At 35.3% G+C, this 20,457-nt stretch carries 26 protein-coding genes; 16 read left to right on the top strand and 10 right to left on the bottom strand.

Translation table 11 applies throughout. The annotated features are described in order from the left end of the window. Positions 1 to 67: 67 nt before the first annotated feature. Positions 68 to 706 carry a hypothetical protein gene (locus FTU34_RS14995; protein WP_180036094.1) on the bottom strand — a complete coding sequence of 213 codons (639 nt, stop codon included), beginning with the start codon at positions 704 to 706 and terminating at the stop codon, positions 68 to 70. Then, complete coding sequence (locus FTU34_RS15000) at positions 703 to 1,059, bottom strand: hypothetical protein (protein ID WP_218950092.1); 357 nt, start codon at positions 1,057 to 1,059, stop codon at positions 703 to 705. The genes FTU34_RS14995 and FTU34_RS15000 overlap by 4 nt, the downstream gene beginning before the upstream one ends. Positions 1,060 to 1,211: 152 nt before the next feature. Here FTU34_RS15000 and FTU34_RS15005 point away from each other — a divergent pair, with 152 nt between their 5' ends. Further along, positions 1,212 to 1,496: a type II toxin-antitoxin system Phd/YefM family antitoxin gene (locus FTU34_RS15005; protein ID WP_180036095.1), complete on the top strand. Its 285-nt coding sequence runs from the start codon at positions 1,212 to 1,214 to the stop codon at positions 1,494 to 1,496. Then, on the top strand, positions 1,450 to 1,716 hold the full coding sequence (locus FTU34_RS15010; RefSeq protein ID WP_180036096.1) for a type II toxin-antitoxin system RelE/ParE family toxin: 267 nt from the start codon (positions 1,450 to 1,452) through the stop codon (positions 1,714 to 1,716). The genes FTU34_RS15005 and FTU34_RS15010 overlap by 47 nt, the downstream gene beginning before the upstream one ends. Positions 1,717 to 1,722: 6 nt before the next feature. Here the strand turns inward: FTU34_RS15010 and FTU34_RS15015 are convergent, their stop codons facing one another. Next, complete coding sequence (locus FTU34_RS15015; protein WP_180036097.1) at positions 1,723 to 2,064, bottom strand: hypothetical protein; 342 nt, start codon at positions 2,062 to 2,064, stop codon at positions 1,723 to 1,725. A 152-nt stretch (positions 2,065 to 2,216) separates the two neighbouring features. Beyond that, on the bottom strand, positions 2,217 to 2,597 hold the full coding sequence (locus tag FTU34_RS15020; protein ID WP_180036098.1) for a hypothetical protein: 381 nt from the start codon (positions 2,595 to 2,597) through the stop codon (positions 2,217 to 2,219). Between the two features lie 1,249 nt (positions 2,598 to 3,846). Here FTU34_RS15020 and FTU34_RS15025 point away from each other — a divergent pair. From FTU34_RS15025 to FTU34_RS15035, 3 genes are all read left to right on the top strand, one after another. Continuing rightward, the gene (locus FTU34_RS15025; RefSeq protein WP_257226306.1) at positions 3,847 to 5,196 is read left to right on the top strand and encodes a hypothetical protein; all 1,350 of its coding nucleotides are present in this window, start codon (positions 3,847 to 3,849) and stop codon (positions 5,194 to 5,196) included. 283 nt (positions 5,197 to 5,479) lie between these two features. Further along, positions 5,480 to 6,259 (top strand): Rha family transcriptional regulator, encoded by a 780-nt coding sequence (locus tag FTU34_RS15030; RefSeq protein ID WP_180036100.1) that lies wholly within the window; start codon positions 5,480 to 5,482, stop codon positions 6,257 to 6,259. Positions 6,260 to 6,320: 61 nt separating this feature from the next. Further along, positions 6,321 to 6,635, top strand: coding sequence for a hypothetical protein (locus FTU34_RS15035; protein ID WP_180036101.1), 315 nt, complete (start codon positions 6,321 to 6,323; stop codon positions 6,633 to 6,635). Positions 6,636 to 6,987: 352 nt separating this feature from the next. On the opposite strand, the gene FTU34_RS15040 is transcribed toward FTU34_RS15035, so the two are convergent. Continuing rightward, a complete protein-coding gene (locus FTU34_RS15040) occupies positions 6,988 to 7,782 on the bottom strand; it encodes a hypothetical protein (RefSeq protein ID WP_180036102.1) in 795 nt (264 codons plus the stop codon). Between the two features lie 130 nt (positions 7,783 to 7,912). Between FTU34_RS15040 and FTU34_RS15045 the strand changes: the two genes are divergently transcribed. Together FTU34_RS15045 and FTU34_RS15050 are read left to right on the top strand one after the other, a co-directional pair. Continuing rightward, on the top strand, positions 7,913 to 8,527 hold the full coding sequence (locus tag FTU34_RS15045; protein ID WP_180036103.1) for an AAA family ATPase: 615 nt from the start codon (positions 7,913 to 7,915) through the stop codon (positions 8,525 to 8,527). After that, a complete protein-coding gene (locus FTU34_RS15050; RefSeq protein WP_180036104.1) occupies positions 8,527 to 8,997 on the top strand; it encodes a DUF1778 domain-containing protein in 471 nt (156 codons plus the stop codon). Before FTU34_RS15045 ends, FTU34_RS15050 begins: the two co-directional genes overlap by 1 nt. 33 nt (positions 8,998 to 9,030) lie before the next feature. On the opposite strand, the gene FTU34_RS15055 is transcribed toward FTU34_RS15050, so the two are convergent. Then, complete coding sequence (locus FTU34_RS15055) at positions 9,031 to 10,227, bottom strand: hypothetical protein (protein WP_180036105.1); 1,197 nt, start codon at positions 10,225 to 10,227, stop codon at positions 9,031 to 9,033. A gap of 186 nt (positions 10,228 to 10,413) precedes the next feature. Between FTU34_RS15055 and FTU34_RS15060 the strand changes: the two genes are divergently transcribed. From FTU34_RS15060 to FTU34_RS15100, 9 genes are all read left to right on the top strand, one after another. Continuing rightward, positions 10,414 to 11,142: a helix-turn-helix transcriptional regulator gene (locus FTU34_RS15060; protein ID WP_180036106.1), complete on the top strand. Its 729-nt coding sequence runs from the start codon at positions 10,414 to 10,416 to the stop codon at positions 11,140 to 11,142. Positions 11,143 to 11,419: 277 nt separating this feature from the next. Then, positions 11,420 to 11,797 carry a hypothetical protein gene (locus tag FTU34_RS15065; RefSeq protein ID WP_180036066.1) on the top strand — a complete coding sequence of 126 codons (378 nt, stop codon included), beginning with the start codon at positions 11,420 to 11,422 and terminating at the stop codon, positions 11,795 to 11,797. A gap of 605 nt (positions 11,798 to 12,402) precedes the next feature. Further along, positions 12,403 to 12,912 (top strand): antirestriction protein ArdA, encoded by a 510-nt coding sequence (locus FTU34_RS15070; RefSeq protein ID WP_218950091.1) that lies wholly within the window; start codon positions 12,403 to 12,405, stop codon positions 12,910 to 12,912. 14 nt (positions 12,913 to 12,926) lie between these two features. Then, complete coding sequence (locus FTU34_RS15075) at positions 12,927 to 13,181, top strand: hypothetical protein (protein WP_180036067.1); 255 nt, start codon at positions 12,927 to 12,929, stop codon at positions 13,179 to 13,181. A gap of 13 nt (positions 13,182 to 13,194) precedes the next feature. After that, positions 13,195 to 13,512, top strand: coding sequence for a hypothetical protein (locus FTU34_RS15080; protein WP_180036068.1), 318 nt, complete (start codon positions 13,195 to 13,197; stop codon positions 13,510 to 13,512). 38 nt (positions 13,513 to 13,550) lie between these two features. Beyond that, entirely contained in the window at positions 13,551 to 13,796 is a 246-nt protein-coding gene (locus FTU34_RS15085) for a DNA-binding transcriptional regulator (protein WP_114212213.1), read from the top strand. Between the two features lie 215 nt (positions 13,797 to 14,011). Further along, entirely contained in the window at positions 14,012 to 14,422 is a 411-nt protein-coding gene (locus FTU34_RS15090; protein ID WP_180036069.1) for a surface-adhesin E family protein, read from the top strand. Positions 14,423 to 14,663: 241 nt separating this feature from the next. Next, positions 14,664 to 15,272, top strand: a complete 609-nt coding sequence (locus FTU34_RS15095) for a hypothetical protein (protein WP_180036070.1) — start codon at positions 14,664 to 14,666, stop codon at positions 15,270 to 15,272. 101 nt (positions 15,273 to 15,373) lie between these two features. Beyond that, complete coding sequence (locus tag FTU34_RS15100; RefSeq protein WP_180036071.1) at positions 15,374 to 15,658, top strand: hypothetical protein; 285 nt, start codon at positions 15,374 to 15,376, stop codon at positions 15,656 to 15,658. A 6-nt stretch (positions 15,659 to 15,664) separates the two neighbouring features. Here the strand turns inward: FTU34_RS15100 and FTU34_RS15105 are convergent, their stop codons facing one another. Genes FTU34_RS15105 through FTU34_RS15120 form a run of 4 tightly spaced genes read right to left on the bottom strand, consistent with a single transcriptional unit; the run spans position 15,665 to position 20,455 of the window. Beyond that, positions 15,665 to 16,027 carry a M15 family metallopeptidase gene (locus FTU34_RS15105; protein WP_257226305.1) on the bottom strand — a complete coding sequence of 121 codons (363 nt, stop codon included), beginning with the start codon at positions 16,025 to 16,027 and terminating at the stop codon, positions 15,665 to 15,667. A 30-nt stretch (positions 16,028 to 16,057) separates the two neighbouring features. Continuing rightward, positions 16,058 to 16,366, bottom strand: a complete 309-nt coding sequence (locus FTU34_RS15110; RefSeq protein WP_180036073.1) for a hypothetical protein — start codon at positions 16,364 to 16,366, stop codon at positions 16,058 to 16,060. 2 nt (positions 16,367 to 16,368) lie between these two features. Further along, on the bottom strand, positions 16,369 to 19,803 hold the full coding sequence (locus FTU34_RS15115; RefSeq protein WP_180036074.1) for a hypothetical protein: 3,435 nt from the start codon (positions 19,801 to 19,803) through the stop codon (positions 16,369 to 16,371). A 1-nt stretch (position 19,804) separates the two neighbouring features. Beyond that, positions 19,805 to 20,455, bottom strand: coding sequence for a hypothetical protein (locus FTU34_RS15120; RefSeq protein WP_180036075.1), 651 nt, complete (start codon positions 20,453 to 20,455; stop codon positions 19,805 to 19,807). Positions 20,456 to 20,457 lie beyond the last annotated feature (2 nt).

The raw sequence follows: 20,457 nt of genomic DNA on the forward strand, positions 1-20,457 counted from the left end.
TCCAATATTTGTATGACTGAAAACTATGCAAATGGTTAACAAGAATGAACTTAGTAATTCAGATTTTCTAATTAACCTTTTTCAATAATTCTTGTTGAATGTCTGTGCATTTCCTATTACCTAAAGGTTGAAGCATTTTTTCAATGTTCTTATTCAATTCGTTGGTGCGTTCTTGTACATCAAACTTAACTTTCGAAACTTTATTAGAGGCATTAATGACAGGTACATTATTAGCATAGAAAGCTATTTGTTCTTGAATATCTTGAGCTTCCTGACAAATTGTAAAATTCTTAAATAATTCATCTTGTGGCTGATTTTTTTCATATTGTCTTTGATACCAACCAATAGCTGCCTGAGCCCCTCCTAATTTTGCATATAAAAGATCTATGTATGCAAAATCATAAGGATCATTCACTTTTATAGGCTCATGATAATAGTCTGGCAGTACATTGTTATACATAAATATTCCATTCTTTATCATTGAAGATGAAAGTGATTTATTTCGTGACTGTGAAGATGTTCGTACTGGTATGCTTGAATCTTCTTTAAATGTTCCATTCGCTAAAGTTTGAGTTAATTTACTTCTATCTTTCGCAGATGAAAAATTCTCACTCTCTAAAATTATAGTTGATCCACTTCTATTATCTGCGAATGTGACAGTTGAAGTAATTGCTAATACTGTGAGTAGGGTGATTCTTAATTTCATTTTATAAGTTGTTGTAAAGCTTCTGATAACTCAGTATAGCATTCTGTTGTTGAGCCGTTGAATGAGATTTTAGGCTTATAGTGATACTCATTCATTTCTGTTTTGAACTGTACTTCCATGTCATATACTGCTTGTGGTGTATCAGGTAGCTCTAATAGAATCTCCCATTCGTATGGCATTGAGCGGACTGTACCGTATCTAGTCAGAATGTTGTTCATTGTTATGCCGAGCTTATAAAACGTCTCTTCTTTGCTCCAGCATCGTATTAAGTAGAAGATTGGTTGACCACCATTCAGTACAGCTTGGTCTAGAAAGGACTGTCGTTTGCAGCCTTTAATTTTTATTGTTTTCATGATCTCTTTAGAGACCTTTTAACAGGTCTTGTAATTGGTCTTTTAATTCATTATATTATATTTAGTTTTGTAGCATCTGTTTAATTATCTAGGAGCAGTTCTAGTCAATTGGCTACAAATTGATGTAGGACACATCTACTGAGCAAACCACTATGAATAATATTATCCACAGTCGCTTTACGGCTAGTGTTTCTAAGCTCAAAGAGAATCCAATGAAAGTCGTTAGCGATGGATTCGGTGAAGCTGTAGCTATTCTGAATAGGAATACTCCTGCTTTTTACTGCGTTCCTGCTGATCTATATCAAGAAATGATGGACTTAATTGAAGATCGAGAGCTTCTGAAGCTAGCTGAACAAGTCGATACTAAAGAAACAGTAAAGGTATCTATTAATGAGTTACGAGCTAGAGTTCGCAAAAGCAGCTCTGAAGAAGTTTGATAAATTAAATCCTCAAATAGCTGAACAATTTATTAATAAGTTGGAAGCTATCTTAGAGAATCCAAAGATACCTAAAAATAAGCTGCGAGGATCTAATGATCTATACAAGATAAAGCTTAGGTCCGCAGGATATAGATTGGTGTACCAAGTTATTGACGACAGGGTAGTGATATTAGTCCTTGACGTTGATAGACGGGACAACATTTATAAGAATATGTAAGCTAGATTAGCCCTCAGTCTCTGATTGTTGGGCTTTTTTAGTACGTGGCTTTCTTGTTTTTGGAAGGACAGGGACATGACCATCTGCTGTAGTTTGAGGGTTAGCTTTGACTAAGTTGATGCTATTAACTTCTAAGCTGGCTTCTAAAGCATTGCTGATACCAGATTTAAAAGTACGGATCTCAAAGTCTTCAGGAGTTTTAAAGTACTGCTCAGATACAGAGAAGGGGATAGTTGGTCCATTTAGGATAAGTTGTAGCTTGGTCAGATCTGACAGTTCAGGGTTAAAGTCGTTATAAGTTGCTAATACAAATTTCTTTTTGTTGGTAATGATGAATACTGAATACATATTTTTCTCTTAAATTATGATTTTATTTATTATTTTTTGATGTCGCTTTCATATAAATATTATTTATAGAAAGATGATCTTTATATCATATTTTTTTATTCTTGTCAATCTTTCTATAACTTTAAGTAATAAGAATACCTATTCTACATAGGCTATTTACTGATCTCTAACTTTTTATCTTCAGGTCTAAAGCTAGGATCTAAACATGTACGTTGAATACCCTCTACAAAATTAGAAAAGTGATCCCTTATATTTTCTTCTCCTTTAACTATTGGCTCTTTGTATGCTTCAGCAATAACCCAATCTACCATTTCTTTAATACTTTCATGCTTTAAGTATCTTTGTAATTCTTTATCTTCAAAATTTTCAACCCATATAGGAGTTTCTTCAATATCTATGTTAATCATTCTTTGGGTTATAGCTACTTCAGCTACAGTAGTAACCACATTGCAATAACGAATATCACTTTCTTTGTTAGCTAGAGATTTTTGAGAAAGTAATAAGAATACAGTTAAAAAAACTATCTTTTTCATAATTATGAAGTACCTATAATTTATTAAATTCTATTTTAATTGGTATTAAAAATAAACAAATCAAAAACAGCAAGTTCAATACAGTGTCCGTGTTGGGTACGAAGTACACAATATGGATAGTGGATTGATTAGTTGCTGTTAATGGTTAGCTGTAACTGTGTCTGTAAGGATACAGGTATAGGTAAGCATGTTACTCCTTCAACTTCTTTTTTCTTTTTACAACCAAAAACTAAATGAAAAAGAGAAATATAAAAATGAATACCAATGCTCCTTAGAGCGTTGTGTATGAATGATAAGAAGAGTAGTAAGAAAAATATAAAGAATAACGAATACGACCCAGTAGGGAGTATGAAGGTATGAGAAAGAAGAAAAGTTTATAAAAATTTAATAATGAATCGAATGTTCCTTAGAACATGAAGATGAATGTTAGAAAGTTTAAAAAGATATGAGAACGACTGTAAGGAGTTCGATATATCGTTAACATACTCTTCTTTATTTCTAAAATTTTAGAATATTTATTAAATAGTTATCTGTATTTTTTTATAATTTTCTCTTTAAGATAAATTTGAAAATAAGCCCTAAAAATATGACGTTTTTCAACCTCCCAAGACAAGATTTTGTCTTCCCTTATTTTATAATGACTTTTTAGTTATCTTTAAAAACACATGAAAGTAAAGGCTTTATAAAGATAGTATCCAGCTCGAAACATTACAAAGTATAGCCGAGTGAAACGAGAGCTATGCTGAAGTAACTGTTTGAGCAACCAACCGACTTCCAGTATTAGTTACACAATGAGAGTTACAGAGGGCGGTCAGGAAATGATCACGATTAGGTGTTGCATAGGTGTATGTATGTGGCTACTAGAATACTTATTTTTTGTTTTAAGGTTTTCTGTTTTTTCTTAATTGTTTTCAGTATCTTACAAGCAAGCCAAGACAAGGATTTGTCACAGCTTCCTTAAAAACCCTTTATAAATTCACTTTAATTTGTGTATCAAATTTAGGCGAAAGCCGTACTATTTCTAGGATCAACTCAAGACTGAAATCTGTCTTACTTATCCACAGTTTTAAATTTAAAACAAAACAAGAATTTAGCAGACAAAATAAGGCTTTTAAAGACAATAATTGAGTCTCAAGACAAATACTTGACATAGTTTGTCTTGGATTGCTATAATCTGTCTCAAGAGAGAAGTTCTGTCTTTACCAGACTTCTACAACAATCAAGAACAAAAGGAAAATAAAACGTGCAAATGGGAAAAATTAGCACCGTGTTTAAAGTATATGACGCAATGATGGGTAGCGGTAAGACTACTCAAATTATAGAAAACATTAGAACAGCAGAAACATCACAAAACTTTTTATATATCACTCCATTACTTGATGAATGCCATCGTATTTCAGGTACAAGTTATGATGAAGATGATCACTTAAAACGTCCATTGATTACTACAGAAGACGATACCAGCGTACATTACGCTTACCTGCCAGATGCACCCCTTAAAGATAAACGATTCAAACATCCATCTTATAAAGGCGGTAACAAAGCTGAAAGCTTACAGTACTTGCTCAAAAACAAAGAGAATGTAGTTAGTACACACCAGCTATTTATGAACTTGACTCCTGCAATGCTTGAAGATGCTAAAGATTACGTCTTAGTTATCGACGAAACAATTCAGGTTTATGACGTTTATGCCGAATATACAGCTACCGAATTAGAAGCATTGTTCCGTTTAGGATGGATCAAACTAGATGATAGCGATAATGTTACCTTACGCTTCCAGCGTGAAAACTTTGGTGATAATGGCGGTGATCCAACAGGAACAAAATACGAAAATCTAGCAACTATGTGTGATCTTGGTCAGCTCTTATATGTGGACCAAAAGCTGATTGTTTGGGAATTGAGTATTGATACCCTTAAAGCTTTCAAAGAAGTTTGGATTGCTACATATATGTTTGAAGGTTCGCAAATGAGTGCGTATCTGAAGTCTTATGGAGTTGATTACGAATTAATTCGTTTTGGTAACAAGCCTTCTCAGATTAAAGAATTGGTCACTATTTCAGACGACAAATTTATCAATGATATCGGAACGAAAAAAACAGCTTTAAGTTCTAGTCAATTTAAGACTAATAAAAAGGCTTTATGTGAGCAGCTATCTAAAAACTTAGATAATTACTTCCGAAATAAAGTTAAAGCTAAGAAAGGGGATCGTTTGTGGACTTCTTTCAAAGAAGGTCATTCACTAATTGCAGGATCACGCTACAAAGATGAATGGTTAGCATTCAATACTAAAGCGACAAATGAATATAAAGACAAAACTAACTTGGCATACCTTCTAAATCTTTTCCCTAACCCTATGGTGGTTAAGGCTTCAGCTATGAAAGGCTTCCCAGTGAACGAGGATGTATTTGCGCTTTCAGAAATGGTGCAATGGATTTGGCGTTCAGCTATTCGTGAAGGTAATCCAATCAATATTTACGTACCTAGCGCACGTATGAGAGATCTATTAACTCGTTGGATGAATGACGAATTTGAGAATATTGTTGCAGTTAAGACTGAACCTTACGCTCAAGCTAAAACTGAACAATTAGAATTAGTATAAATTTAAACTAAAACATGGGAATTTAAATAAGAAATTTTATTTTCCCTTATGTTTATTGGTATTTTAACGACTCTAATATCATATTTATCATTGCTTGACAAGATATTTTTGAAAATATATAATTCGCATTATAAAGAAAACAATAAAAACATTAGTGGGGGAATAGTCAGCCCATATTAAAAACCTCTCTGACTATAATCAAAACACAACTCAAAATATTAAGTCTGCATCCAATCAGGATTATAGCGGACTCAAAAATTTTATAAAATTTAGGATATATAATATGACAAATTTATCACTACAAACTGCTAACTCAACTCCATACAATACAGCTATTAACACATCTATTTCAGTTGTTGCTACTCCTACTGTTCAAACAATGTCTTCTAAAGAAATTTCTGAATTAACAGGAAAGCGTCACGGTGATGTAATTCGTGATATACGCAATATGATTGAGCAACTTCAGAACGCAAAAATGCTTTCTGGATTTTATCAAGAAAACAAAGCTCTTAATGGCATGACTTCAGACATCCTTCTAGATAAAGGATTATCTACTTGTTTAGTATCTGGTTATAACATTCCTCTAAGAATGGCTATCGTGAATAGATGGGAAGAACTTGAAAAACAAGCCATGACTATTCAACCTCAATTACCTAATTTCCTTGATCCTGCTGAAGCAGCTTTTGCATGGGGAAAACAATACCAAGCTACACAATTAGCTGAAGCGAAGCTATTAGAAGCAGCTAAAGCAATTGAAGTGATGCAACCTACTGTTGATGCATACGAACTCATTGCAGGCAAGAAAGGATCTATGTGCTTCCAAGATGCTTACAAGTATCTAGGTGGTATCAAATTAAAAGACATGAAGCAGTGGATGTACGATAAAGGTTGGATTAAGAAAGACCGCTTTGGTCGTGATTCTATTGGCTATTACCAAAATATGAGTGGATATCTAGTTGAGAAGGTTACAACACACCAGCCACAGATTCGCATCACTTATAAAGGTCTAGCTGCAATGGCGAGACAAATGAAGATCAAGCTTAATGCTGAAGACTTCAACTAAGACACAAATTTAAAAGGGCGAGGGAACTAAACATTCCCTTTAATATTAATCAGGAACAGGAATGAAAAAATTATCTAAAACCACATACAACAAATTAGTAAAAGCAAAGATCTTACAAACAGGTCTATATAACGGACGCAATGTAGAAGAAGCCGAAATAGACGATGAATTATTTGAACATTTATCAGACATCAAACTCGATTACCAGAAAGGTGTTTTAACAGCCTTCAATGCTGATGCTGAAATGGCATACAACTACTTAAAATATGAAGACCAAGCAAATGAAGATCTAGATATAGATTTTGGTATTGAAGACCTATACGGCAGCTACGATGACAACATGAGAGATATAAAAACACATTTTGGAAACTACTAATAATGATCCCTACAATCATTACTCTATACGCTCTAATCGCATTCCTAATGACGCTACAGCTCGTTCAAGTTAAGCTGTCACCAACACAAAGCACATCATTATTAAAGCTTGTAGTGCTCCAATGCTTAGGCGTGAAGCGCATACACGAAAACAATTTTAAAAGTTAATCCTTTAGCCCTACTTTCGATTTGAGAGTAGGGTATTTTTTTGCCTAACTTTTAATAGTGCTTAGTATTATATAGTTAGATTTATGGTTTAAAGCCCATCCATTTTCCTTGTAGAAAGGCTATCCATATTTCACAGTATATTCGATGTAGTGGTATAGCCAATTATTCAGTTTTATTTTTTTCATTTAATTTATTTTCATTAACTCTGTGATTTTTTTAATCATGTTTTTATAAGCTTCATCATAGTTCTCTTTGTATTTTTCAAAAGTTTCATTATGAGTTATAAACTCTTTTTTATAACCTTCTTGTATTTCAATTTTGATTTCTCCCTCAAAAGTGGTTTTAAAATTTTTCTCGTATATGTAAATTGCTCCATTAAACTCTCCACCATTTTTATCTACATAATTATTGGTGTTATTATTTTTTAATCTTTCTGGAAGTACTTCGTAATATTTTTTATATGAGTTTTCGACAATACCGATGGAATTTTTAAGTATTAATATTTTAGTTTCTAGTTCTTGAAAAACAGCCTCTATCTCACTATCAGTTGTAATTAATGATAAAGTTTCCACAATTGCTGATATTTTATAGAGTTCATCAGTTAAATTAAAATCACTTTCCTTATAAATACCATTTAAGGCAATTAAAAATTTATCCATTGTTTTATTTATAGTCATTCTATAAAATGAAATTGAAAGTTCTTTATTAATATTGTTTACTAATTCTAATATTTGTCCGCCATATTCTTTACCTATTTCAAACTTTTTTTGATCTCTCCAATCATTAAAAAGGTAAATTGCTATAAATCCTGCAAAGAGAGTTGATCCAGCAGAAATAAGACTAACATATGCATCTAGATCATCACCTGTAAGTTGTAAAACTTTTGATGCAAAGAAAAAAATACCTGTTCCATAAAAGAATATTGCTAAAGCCCAACCTGTAGCTTTTTCAATTAACTCTTGTTTTGTTTTATTTGACATATTCCCCCCCTAAATCTAAGTCACAGATAATACCCTAACCTGTTACAAAATAGAGAAATATTTAACTGGATAAGCGCACATAGCAGAGCTACAATAGCTCTATTGTTAAAGGTATTTGAGCATAAGAAAAATGATTGTCTGTATTGCAAATCAAAAGGGTGGAGTTGGTAAAACAACCCTTGCAACTAACCTAGCTGTAGCATTGAGTAAAAAAGGGGACACAGTTCTTGTTGATGCTGATGACCAGCAATCTGCTGTTAAATGGTCAAAGCGTAGAACTGAAAACCTTATTGATACCGAACACCACAAAGGCGATTTGAAGAAAGTACTGCTAGACCTTCAGAAGAAGTACAAATACGTGGTCCTAGATGTAGCTGGGCGTGATTCAGAAGAGTTCCGTAGTGCCTTGCAAGTAGCAGATAAGTTGATTGTACCGACTCAACCAAGCCAAGCAGACGTTGAAGTATTGCCATTCGTGTTGAAGATGTTTAACACCTTCCAGAAGGTCAATGAAAAGCTTGAGCCATTTATTGTAGTAAACAAAGCCCCTTCAAACTCAAAATCTACTGAAGTTGCTGATTCAATCGAACTGCTTCAAACCTTACCAAAGTTTAAGATCCTGAATACTGTTATCCGTGACCGTAAGCAATTCCGTGATGCTTCAGTACAAGGTTTATCTGTATTGGAAATGGGTAGCTCGAAGGCTAAAGACGAGTTAAATGAGTTCTTGGTGGAGATTCTATAATGAGCAAGCAGAAAGCTAAAATCGGCTTTGGTGACGACCTTGACGAGATTCAATCTAACCCTGAAGCCACGCTAGAAGACGTTTACGGGCAACGTGTGGAGTATTCACGTAACCTTTTATACAAATATATCCTAACCCCACATACACAAGACGTTAAGCGTACACGTAAGGATCATGGAGGACTTGCGTCAGTACCATTATTCCCTGAAGAGGAAGAAGCTATTAAGCAAGCGGCAGCATATAAGGGTATGTCGCTGAATGATTTTATTCGTGATGCAGCTCTAGATCGAGCTAGAAGTGTATTGATGACAGCGCATAAAAAAGCGGTTGAGGCAGACCCAAAATTAAAAGATGAACCTAATAAGTTTACTAAAATTATGAGCAATCCATTGAATAAGCAAAAGGTCACACTGACCGAAGAAGAGCATTTAGAGTTGAGTCAAAAACGTAAGAATGCAAAAAATAAGTAGCCCTGTACATGACAGGGCTTTGATTGACAGTGATCAAGCAACTTCTTTCAAAACTTCAAACGGCTGTAATGCTTGTTCTAATACAGACAACTTATAGCCTTGAACAGTATTCCCAAAGAAGCTGATCTGATGTCGCTCAGTAGCTTCAATACCGATACCATTGAGATGTGTCGGTAAAGTTTGGCGACTGCAAGTGAACTTATTGTCTTTCAACTTTTCAATCAAACTGTCAGAAGGTAAGTTCTCCAGTGGCGTTACAAAGTTGTTTTGTAGGTCACAAATAGCTTGCTTCAAGGCTTCAGCAAATTTTTCATTTTCAGTCTTACCGCTTGTCACGGCTAAGTTGTCGATAACGGCTTTCACATTATTAAAATGATCTTCACCCCAAACTTTAGCGATAGCCAATAGCAGTTTATAGCTTTCAAATTTTTCTTTAGTCAAACGAGCAGGCTTGTATTGGTCCATGTCATCTAAAGACTCTAGAATTGAATCCTTATGCATTAAGTACCAACGCTTCTGTTGCATACGTGCTTCGTCAATATCAATGTCTAGCCAAGCATCAATTTCTTTTTTCTTGCCTTCCAAACTATTAGTTTTAAATTTTACAGCCACAACACCTAAGAAATTATCAGGGTTATGTTCATATTTTAAGGCTGTAGAGTAGGTGATGATCTGACTACCAATTTTAAGCTGCTTATCTGCTTCGGTAGTACGGAATTTACCAGTAGATTGAATTGTGTAATTCGTGCATACAGTAGCCCATTTTTTCTTAGCTTGCTCCGACTTAACTTCACGGCTGCTAAGGTCATTGGTAATGATTGACTTAAAGCTTAGATAACCATTCGTATTATTAAACTGTCCCTGTAACGCAGTAGGTACTTCATAAGCCACAGTATGTACACGATCTTCAGCAAAGCTTTCCGCAACACTTGCTACTAATTGAAAGTCAGCAAATTTTGCATCTTCAAATTCAGGTAAAAGTTGTTCACGTACTTTTTCTTTAACTGCCATTAATGCCTGCATCATTTCAGCATTGTCAGGGACTTCGTCTACATTAGATTCAACATTAGACCCTTCTAGAGCAGAATCAGGCTTTTCTGCAGCAAGCAATGCATCTAATTCCGCTTCCATTTCTGCAAGCTTATCTTCCATACCTGTAAGTGTTCCGTCAGCAACCATTGCTTTAAGGCTGTTGATATTTTTTTCTAAAGTTTCAATTTTGTTTGTCATGTTTTGTGTTCCTTTTGGGAGTTAAGTAGTAGTTGCGTCCTAGCTAGAGACTTCAGCGTGTTCGGCTGATGAAATGAACTATAGATAGGTTTTTTTAACAAAGCAAGGAATTTCCAACAAATTATAGATATTTCTTTTTGTGTTGGTATTTGCTAAAATGTGTGGAAACTCCTAAAGGATAAGAAAATGTACTTTGACTTCGAAGCAGCAGTTGAATATCAGACTTCATTGAGTGCGATCTCAGGCTATATGCTTCTCAACATTCGCAAAAATTTGGGACTAGGCCAAGCGGATATGGGAAAACTCTTTAACATGAGCCACGCAACATATAGAAGCATTGAAAGGGGCGAGACTGCTATTAATGCTGATTTTATATATATGCTATGCGGTATTATTGAACGTAAATTTTCTGATTATTTTTTACTTGTAGAAGATATTGCTGAGTTCTTGGTTAATGTAAAAAATGATGCTCTTAATAATTCTTGTATTGTTTCTTTAATTCCAAATGGTGACTTTCAAAAGTTATTAATTTCTGCTGCTGCGGATTCAGTGGCTGTAATTAATAAAGGTACACCTAATATATTATATGACCAAGATTTGAATCTATTTTTATCACCAGAGCTTAGATTAAGAGTTCATAATTTAGTTGATAAAACTATTATGAAAAATGATTTTAAAAATATTGTAGATGCGACAAGTAATGATATTGAAGAAGTTGTAGAAGCAATTAGAAACGTAGAACTTGATGAAAATGGTTTGGCTTCTAAAATACCTGAATCTGCTAAAGGTATATCTTTGTCAGCATCTGCTTTATTCTTTTCAGTTTTAAATCCACTAACTGCGCCAGCATGGACAGGCCTGTCTCTATATGCTGCATACAAAAGAAGTAAAGAATTGAAGAAATCTAAAAAGTAGATCAATATTAAATATACAATCGTTATTTCCGCTATTTAACATAATGGATATTATACGAAATGCTTTTTAACTAAACTTTATAATTCAATAACTTATGAAATAGCTGAAGCCTAATAACTTCAGCTTTTTTATTGTCTGAAACATTTAGCTCTGTTTTTAAGCTGTTTTGGTAGTTTTTGCCAACTTTTCACGTGCTTTTCAGCCTTTTTAACCAGATATACAGTTAAACGAATATTGTATATTCTCAAAACACCATAACACTTTATTAGAACTATATATGAAAACTAAACTTCTACTAATCGGCTTTGTTTGTCTAACAAGTGCTGCTAATGCTGCTTCATGCTTATCGGCTTCGCAACAGAAGACCGTAGATCGTAACTTCAATAATTCAAAAGAATTTTATGGCTACGTAAGTATTGATTGTAATTCAGCTAAGCTTAAAAATTTTTGTAGTGATTCATACAATGTCAAAATGCTTAATACTTTGCTGCGTATGGATGTTTATGATTATGAAAATGCAACAAAGTCAGAATACAGTGCTAGAGAGTTCAACGACCTAAAAAAAACATATATGAATAAAGCTGTTAAAGAGAATTGTAAGAGTCTTAAATCTGAGTTTTTTTCTAGATTGCAGATTAGTGTTTGGAATGATTAGTAAAGAATGGGCGTTCCCTTTCAGGTCGGGCTAACTGGCTTCGCTCAAGCCAAACGATGAAGCTGTTTGTCTTGCCCCTTCGGGCAGAATCCCTAACGCAAGAGCAAAAGCTTTGGTCTACATATTGGTATAGGACTTTCAAAACTTATCACCGACAACCAAACTCATTGAACTTTATTTTAAGCGTGTTCAATGTAAACCCCACAAGGGGGTGTGACATTGCCCCCTATGCTTAAAATCTTTTAAGTTCAATGGTTGTCGTAGCGATAAAGTTTGATGAAGGTTCAAATCAGATACCTACTACATATTCCTTGAATAAGGATGTCGCTGCGCTCCGTTGAAAAGCGTCTATTTAATGGATTGCCATAGCTCCAAGAATGATAAAAGTTAGAAGCAAACACAAGCTTATCTCTTATGAAATATAGTTGTCTTAATAGAGCTATTAATAATAATTAATCATATTAAAAACAGTTATTTATAGTTGATATAGGTACAATGTACCTATATAATAACAAGCATAAGGTGAAGAGATATAAAAAGCCTTAGAGGTGCAACGTGTACCGACTGCTAGGACTTGCAGATAACCTAAGTCCAGGACTTAAAAAATGAACGCATTCGACTTTTCTAACAAAGCTTCTGATTCTTCTAAAAACTTCCGTCTTGAAGCTTTCAGCTTTACTTATGACTTCGGTCTCAATATTTTCTTTGATGATATGGATGATTTACGTGACATCATCGGAGATACAGAAATTGAATTTTGGCAAGTTGAAGGCTTGCGAGAAGATACCTACATGGATGTAGACAACTTCAAAGATCTTGAATCTGCTATTGAGTTAATCATGGAAGGACACTTCCAAGAAGATCTAGACCTATTCAAGCAATTAAAAGATGAAGGCTATGTTTCTGATTTACCTCAAGCTCAGGAATGGCACGATGAAAACCAATTCTGTGAAGATATGTCAGATTATGACTTTGGTCACTACTTAATGCACGATGTGAGCTGCATTGAGATCCCTGAAGTATTACAAGGCTATATTGATTATGAAGCCTATGGACGAGATGCAAAGATCAATGACTTTGTGACTATTGGCAATTTCATCTATAGCAACCATTAAGGGGAGCTATAGATATGAAAACTAATATTTCATCTTTAGCTTATGTTGCTAAACAACAAAAACATGCAGAACTTTTAAAAACTGTTCGTAATGGTAAGACTTGTTATTTTGTAAAAATTTCAGGTTATTACCCAAACCATTTAGACCGCTTTTATAGAATCAATAAGGCATCTTATGAGCTTATCGAAGTATGCCTAAGACGTTCAGATTCTTTTTTGACTACGGTTAAAGGCGACCTAGTTCGACACTTTAAATCTGTTCGAGCTTAAAGGAGCTATAGATATGAATGCACAAGTATTTAAAACTGAAGCCCTGAGTCGTTTAGCCGTTCGCCTTCCTTCTGCTGTTCCTGTTATGGCAAAGGTTGATATTGATCAAGTTGTAAAAGTTGTCAAAGTTGAATCAGGTGAAGTCTATATCATTTCACAAGATACACAGGGCAAGTATGAAAATCCGTTCCATGTTTGGATGATGCACAAGTCAGGTTTTATTCTGAGATCTGCAAATGGTGTACTAGGTTATAAGTCCTTATTTATGGCTACAGTCAATCTAAACAGGACTATAAGATTAAAGGGACAACGTACCTTAAAAGCGAATTAAGTGATAATATCAAGCTCCTGAAACATGGAGCTTTTTTAATGAGTAAATTTGAAAATATGACCTTTGAAAACTTTTTAATAGAAGCTCCTGAAGCAAATTTGATAAAGGATCTTAGACTAGATCTAGGCTTATCTGCTGCTCAGTGTGCCAAGCTTGCAGGGCTTTCAGACGGTGCATTATGGCGAAAGTATGAAGCAGGAGAGAGACAACCTAATAAACAGACTTGGACTGTATTTCTAATGGCTTCAGGTCAGCACCCAAATTTTAAATTAAATACAAAATAGGTTTTGAGTAGGTACTAAGTCAGTGCCTACACCCCTCAAAAAAAATCGCCGCCTTCATTACTATGCTGTGATAAGTCATCCCCTTATTTTTATAAGAAGTAGTTTTAGGATGTTAGTGCGTCAACTGAAGACGTAATGAAGGCGAAACGGCTACTTTCTGCACATAAATAAATGTGATCGGCTGTTATAATTCAGCTACTTATGAGGGGTAAGTCATGTTTAAAAAATTATTACTTAGTTTACTTGTTGCTGTTCCAGTTATCGCTCAAGCTGAATGGCTTGAATTATTAACTGATAATGAGTACACATCTTATATTGATCCTGAAAGAACAGTTTCAACTTCTCCATCTCTCCAACAAGCTGAAACATGGATCAAGATGGTCATCCATACTGATTTGTCTAAGGATGGTTTAAGTGTCGGTGACCATAAAATGGTTAAGTTCAAATTTAAATGCAATAGCAATGAAATGGGTTTAGCAGCTATGTATTTTTATAAAAAAACAGGGCAAATGATCGATTCTTATGTTCCTTCATATGTAGATTATGAAGCAGTTATTCCAGAATCAAAGGGGGAAATGGTCACTTATGTAGTTTGTGACTCTCTCTACGGAGAGCATCAGGAATGAGTACCTATTACATCAAGAAAGATGGACTTTATCTTCCAACCGAAGAAATTAATGTCGTGAATGATAATTAACATAAAACTATGTATTGGTTTTTATTATTCCAAAGCAGCAATATGTCTTGCTATATAAAATGAATATTTTTATATAGCGCAAGCTAAATGAATTGTTAATATATGTAATTTAATTATAATGTTTGTTACAAGTACTTACCAAAAAATAAAATTTTAGAGGGTTAATTCACATGAATGACACAACGATACAGCCACCATTTTCTAATCCGCAACCTGCTCCAAGAAAAGTATCAATCTTATTAGGTATAGGAATATTTCTATTCCCACTCATTTTTGCTTGGTTTACGTTAAGAGCTGGTCATACAACTTTATCGCGAGTTGTTAGTTTTGTTTGGCTTGCTCTTTCGCTCATTATTGTTTTCGCTACGCCTTCAAATGATACAAATTATGCAGAAAATTCTGCTAATCAATCTGAGCCAGCTGCATTAATTTCGAATGAAGAACAGCAAGTTCAAGCCCCTGCAGCGATTCAAGTTTCTGCTAGCGAGTTATTCCAAAATTATGAAGCCAATGAAGTTGCAGCAGATCGTAATTTTAAAGGACAGATAATTGAAATTACTGGCTCAGTAAAAGCTATTGATAGTGGTATGGGCGATGGTGCTAACGTTCAGTTTAATGTTGGGGATGAATATGGGCTAAATTCCGTTACAGCTTCAGGTGACGAAAGTTTTGATAATTTTGCAGCATCTTTATCTAAAGGACAAACTGTTACTCTTCGTTGTGTAGGCGGTGGTGAAGTTATTGGTCAGCCTTTCTTGAGAGATTGCCAAGCGATCTAATATAAAGAACCCTTACTCTTATTTGAGTAAGGGTTAGTTCTCCCAATCAGTGCTTAGATTGGATATAAATGAAAAACTGAAAGTAAGATTTAGAGAATGAGATGAAAAATATATATGAGGTGTTATTAGCAGAATTTTCTGAACCCATTAATTTAAATACAGGGGTTAGACATATTCCATTTACTATATATAGTGAAGATGGAAAATTAAAAGTACAAAATTCTAAAAATAATCATCGTTTGATAGATAGAAAACAGGTACAAAATTTTTATGATGAATATAAAAAAACAGGTAGCCTTTCACCAAAAAACTATCTTGATATAACTAGGCACTCTTCTTATTTACTTGCAGCTATGCACCATTTGAAAGCAAACGGTAGCCTGTAGACTATACTATTCTTTAGGATAGTTTTTGAATGGTAGTTGCCAGTGTGGGGCATCTTTAAATGTCTTCCAATCACCGCCCCATTCAATAGGTATCTTGAGTTCTGAAGCTGCTTGCTTCATTGCTTTTTCTATAATGTAGTAATGTTTCCAATCCCATGAGATTGTATTGTCTACCCATGCTGCAATATCCACAGCATGACCTGTTAGATGACGGCTGTTCATAGTTGTTGTTTTCTTCTCTTTTAAGAGTTGAGCTTGACGTTCTTTAGTTCTTAATCCTTCGATTACCGTGAAATCTACTTGAGTTAATTCAATAGCCCTCTTGACCACTTTTATTAGGTCAGGATGGACACCTTCTAAATTAGACAAGCTCCTTTTACCGAGCTTGAATGACATTTTTTATTCTTCTTTATTGTCGATTTTTATATTTTTAATGTTGTTTTTGAGGGCTTGCTTAATCCATTTTATTGTCAGTTCTGAGCCTAATGTACCGAGTATTGCAGCAAGTCCTACGACTGCTAAAGTGGGTACAGAAGCCCATATCAAGATTGCACCAGCAAATAAAGAAGTGAAGCCATTTAAGACAGCTTTAGCTCCTATTACATACCATGTATCTTGATCTGAGATTGCTACAGACTTCGCCAAATAGATAGCGAAGCCGATGCAAAAAAGGAAAGCAATCAGGAATATATCGCCTGTTTGCGTCATTCTTATTTCCTATAGAGTAGTGTAGATTTTCCAAAAGATTTGAACTCTGGGTAATATTCTTCAATATCTCCATCATCTATCTTCCATATACCGACACCACCAAATCCGTTTTGTTTTGCTGTTGTTTGGCTTCTTGCCCCTGTTAATGGACTACCACACCAAGCTTTAACTTCAGTTTTAGGATTATAGAAATACATTTCTGTCGTATCTAAAGTTGTATCTTGAATGATAGGCACAATTTCAGTTGCAGCCTTATTGATAAGTTCGCCATACGTGACGTAATGATTCCAGTCGTCTTTATATTGGGAGTCATCATCTGTTAGGTATGCTGCATACTTCCAATATTCATCGTTTGGATTGAACCATTCGAGACTACTTAAAATCTCAGGAGGTGTTTCTCCAGTCTTCCAGTTTGGATACCAAACATGACCAAAAGCTCGACCACCCATTAGGATTCTTTTCTTAAATTGGTCAGGAATAACGGTAGCTGTATATTCAGTTACAGCCTGCCAAAAGGATCTTGAATCTGTAGGTCCACTAGAATTGTACTTAGTTAAAGGTGCTACATCCCAAGCTGCAGGTCGTGGTTCTGATCCTTCATGTGATTCTGTATATGACATGATTTTCATACCATCTACATATTTGATGATCTCAGCATGATCACACCAACCTACCCAAGAAGCCCAATCATAGTTTTCATTACCTGTAGATGCAGGAGCAGTACAATGCAGTAATAAACCGTTTTGGTGACAAGCTCTGCCTAACTTCTTATAGAACTCAGTTGCTCTATCTCTATAGATCCAATCAGCCCAATCATTAGCCGTTACGTCTACACCTTCAATATTACAAGTGACTCCATCCCATCCATAACGTTTAGCATATTCAACAATCTTAGCTATATAAGCGTCAGGATTATCTAGTACATGCTTTCCTGCGACTGAGTCTGGACTACCTGTTCCTAAGTTGTTGTTGATAATAATGAGAGCTAATGCCCCTCTCTCTTGTAACCATTTTTTTTCATCTGCATAGTAGCCAGCTCCCCAATCACCTTCGAAGTTTGTACCATCATTTACAGGTGCTGAAGTTCTTACAATGTCAGGAGGATTAGTACCACTGAAAGCCCATGCGTCAAAAGCAAAGTAGTCGATAGTATCCACACGTTTTTTAAGTGTTCCATGTCCTAAAAGATCTCCTTCTAAAGAGACTTGCCACTTCAAGCCATTATGTTTTGTATTCGCAAACATATAGCCTGCATACAACGCAATGAGGTTATTACATACATCTGCGTTGGTCATATTGAAGTGATTTAGAACAATTGGATCTGTGATTCCATGTGTCATAAGTCGTCCTAAAACAAACTTACTGAGTCGTTGGTTATAACCAATATCTTCACCGTTATGGCGTACATTTCTTATCGCTTGAATGGTATAGCCATGATGAATACCGTTGCTTTCAAATACATTCGTTAGCCCTGATGAGATGTCATGCCAATCGGGATGAAGAGGATTTTCATCTTTCCAGTTCGCTTGATAAGCACCAAATGGGTAAGCAATTTGTGTGAATGGTTTTCCTAAAGGTGTATTGGCATCTTTAATCCCTATCCTGACTTGGCTCACCATATATACGACATGCTTTTCTTCTCCTATTGTTGGTCCATCATTAATAGGTGTTAGACGTACATATTTAGTGACTCCTGCTGTCCATGTTGTAGGCTCAATTTCTGCTGCATTTCCCTTTGTATCATCTTTTAAAATCGTCCAAGAAGGAGCTTTGCCTACTGTTGTCCAGTTCACTTTATCTTCTGAAACTTCGATTAGAAATTGTATGTTGTACTGTCTAGTTTGGGAGTCATCCCATTTCGTTATACCGCTATCTACTTCTGTTTCATCCCACCATTGGCTTGATGGTATTTCGACAGGTACTTTCTCTTCAAAGTCGAACTTTAAATACTCTACGCTGCATGTTGTATCAGTCATTGTAGGAAAGATTGCTGATACACGTTTAGGGTAGCTCCAGCCTGTTAATTGATAACCTGTATCTGCATCCCATATTTGTTCGTCTTGTGAAAAGTCTCCATTCCAATAGATATTCCAATTGTCCCAAGATCCTGACCAAACACTTTTTTCAGTCCATGTTGCTTTTAAATAGTTGGTAACTGCGAACTGACTTCTTTGAATATCGGTATTGATATAGTCATCATATTCAGCTTGTGGAACAGTTCGACCTGTACCATTTCCTAAGATCATTACAGGTTTTACAGACCATTTATCACCAGCAGGATAATCAATGTATTGCCACCATTTTTGTGGTGAAGCGTCCGCATTGTATGGTGTATAGCCTTCACAGTTTGTCGTTGCATAGAACTTAGAAGTGTCATCTGTAAAAGTACAATAGCAAGTTAAATGTGGACCACCTGTAGGTCCTGCCATAGTTTTAAATGTCATCTTAAAAGTAACCCCTGCTTCTACAGCAAAAGGTGTATCTAAGTTGATGTTGTTCCATTCCCTTTCGACCCATTGGATACGTGTTCCATAGTCTTTAGGCTTGATAATTCCATCAAAAACTAACTGTGTATCGTTGATCCAGATTTGAATAGGAACGTCATAACCTGTTCCACTTGGTTTAGCTAAGGAAGACCAAAAGCGAATGATAGCTACATTGTCTGTAATACGTGGCGTGATGTAGAATGACGTTTCAATAAGCTTAGTTCCATCGTATTGATCAACTCCATACAAGGGTATTGCTAGAGCCTGTTCTACCCAAGATTGATTCCAATACCAGTCATGCCCTTCACCGTCAGGGATGTATAAGTATTCTCCATTATCAATCCAGCAAGGACCTTCTAAGATAGGATCTGCTATAACATCAAAAGCATTGTCTGTATAAGAATGAAGGCTTAAATGGTGTAAGTCGTGTGTATGGCAAACGAGATCAATTTGACCATTACTTCTAGTGACCCAATCATTCAACATAGCCCAAGAAGTGAAACCATCTTCATTATTTTTCTTACGTTGTCTACGTGTGATCACAGCTATAGAAGCAGGAATATTCTCAGCAATATGCCATTCCATGATGTACTGAAGACTTGATAAAGCATCGTCATACATGACACAAGCTATAGGCGTGGTTGGAATCCATTCTCCTGCAATCCACTTTTTATAGTCTTCTGAATTAACGATTGTATAGCCCTGATAAAGAAGGCTATTCACCTGAGATTTAATGTCTGCCACATCTGTAGTAAAGAGGACAGGCTCTTGAGTTGAAATAGGAGTTCCGTATTCGTCAACGTCAATGATGTCGTATAAAGCAACACCATTTTCATCTGTCATTATATTGCCGTATCGATCTTGCCAATACGCTTTACCTTCAAATTTCTGAGCATAGATGTTGGTTGTACCATGTAGGCAGAGCATGATATTTGAAAACTGATCACGCATCTTAACCACCAGTCAGCCATACATTACATTTTTTGCCGATTAGCTCTGATGGAAAACTGAAGTTTATATATGTGAATACTTCACCAATTCCCTGTATAAATTCAGCTACAGGTTGAACCGTCACATTGGTTGGTCCACCCAATACAGTACATACAACGAATGGTTCAATAACGGCATAACGGTTTTCAGGAATGTTGATTCTTACTGTTGTTGAAGTGATAGGAAATTGAACGATGTCTTGTGATGTGACTCTTGTTTCTTGAAGAAGCTGTTTAACTTCCTCTTTTACATTAGCAATCATGCTTTCTAAGATAGTGTCTCGTCTTGTCATCTCCTGAAGGACACGCCAAATTCTATCTAGTTCACCATTTAGTGAGTCTGGTCGAAGCTTATTACTGAACGTGTCGTAGTTTTCCCCTCTTTCTAAAGCTGTAGATCGTTCTAATTCAATAACTGCATCTCTAGCAGGAATGTTGTAGAAGGTGATCGTATTATCTGCCTTGTTATAGATATAAGTTGCATAGTTCTGAGGGATTCCATTCATCTTCACAATGAAATTAGTTTTATCTATGACATGGAAAGGAATAGCGAAAGTTGTAGCTATACCGTTCGCTGTATAACTGATATATGGTGTGATGTTCTCTACGGTCATTG

It is taken from the genome of Acinetobacter sp. YH12094 (assembly GCF_013419295.1).
GTDB lineage: Bacteria > Pseudomonadota > Gammaproteobacteria > Pseudomonadales > Moraxellaceae > Acinetobacter > Acinetobacter amyesii.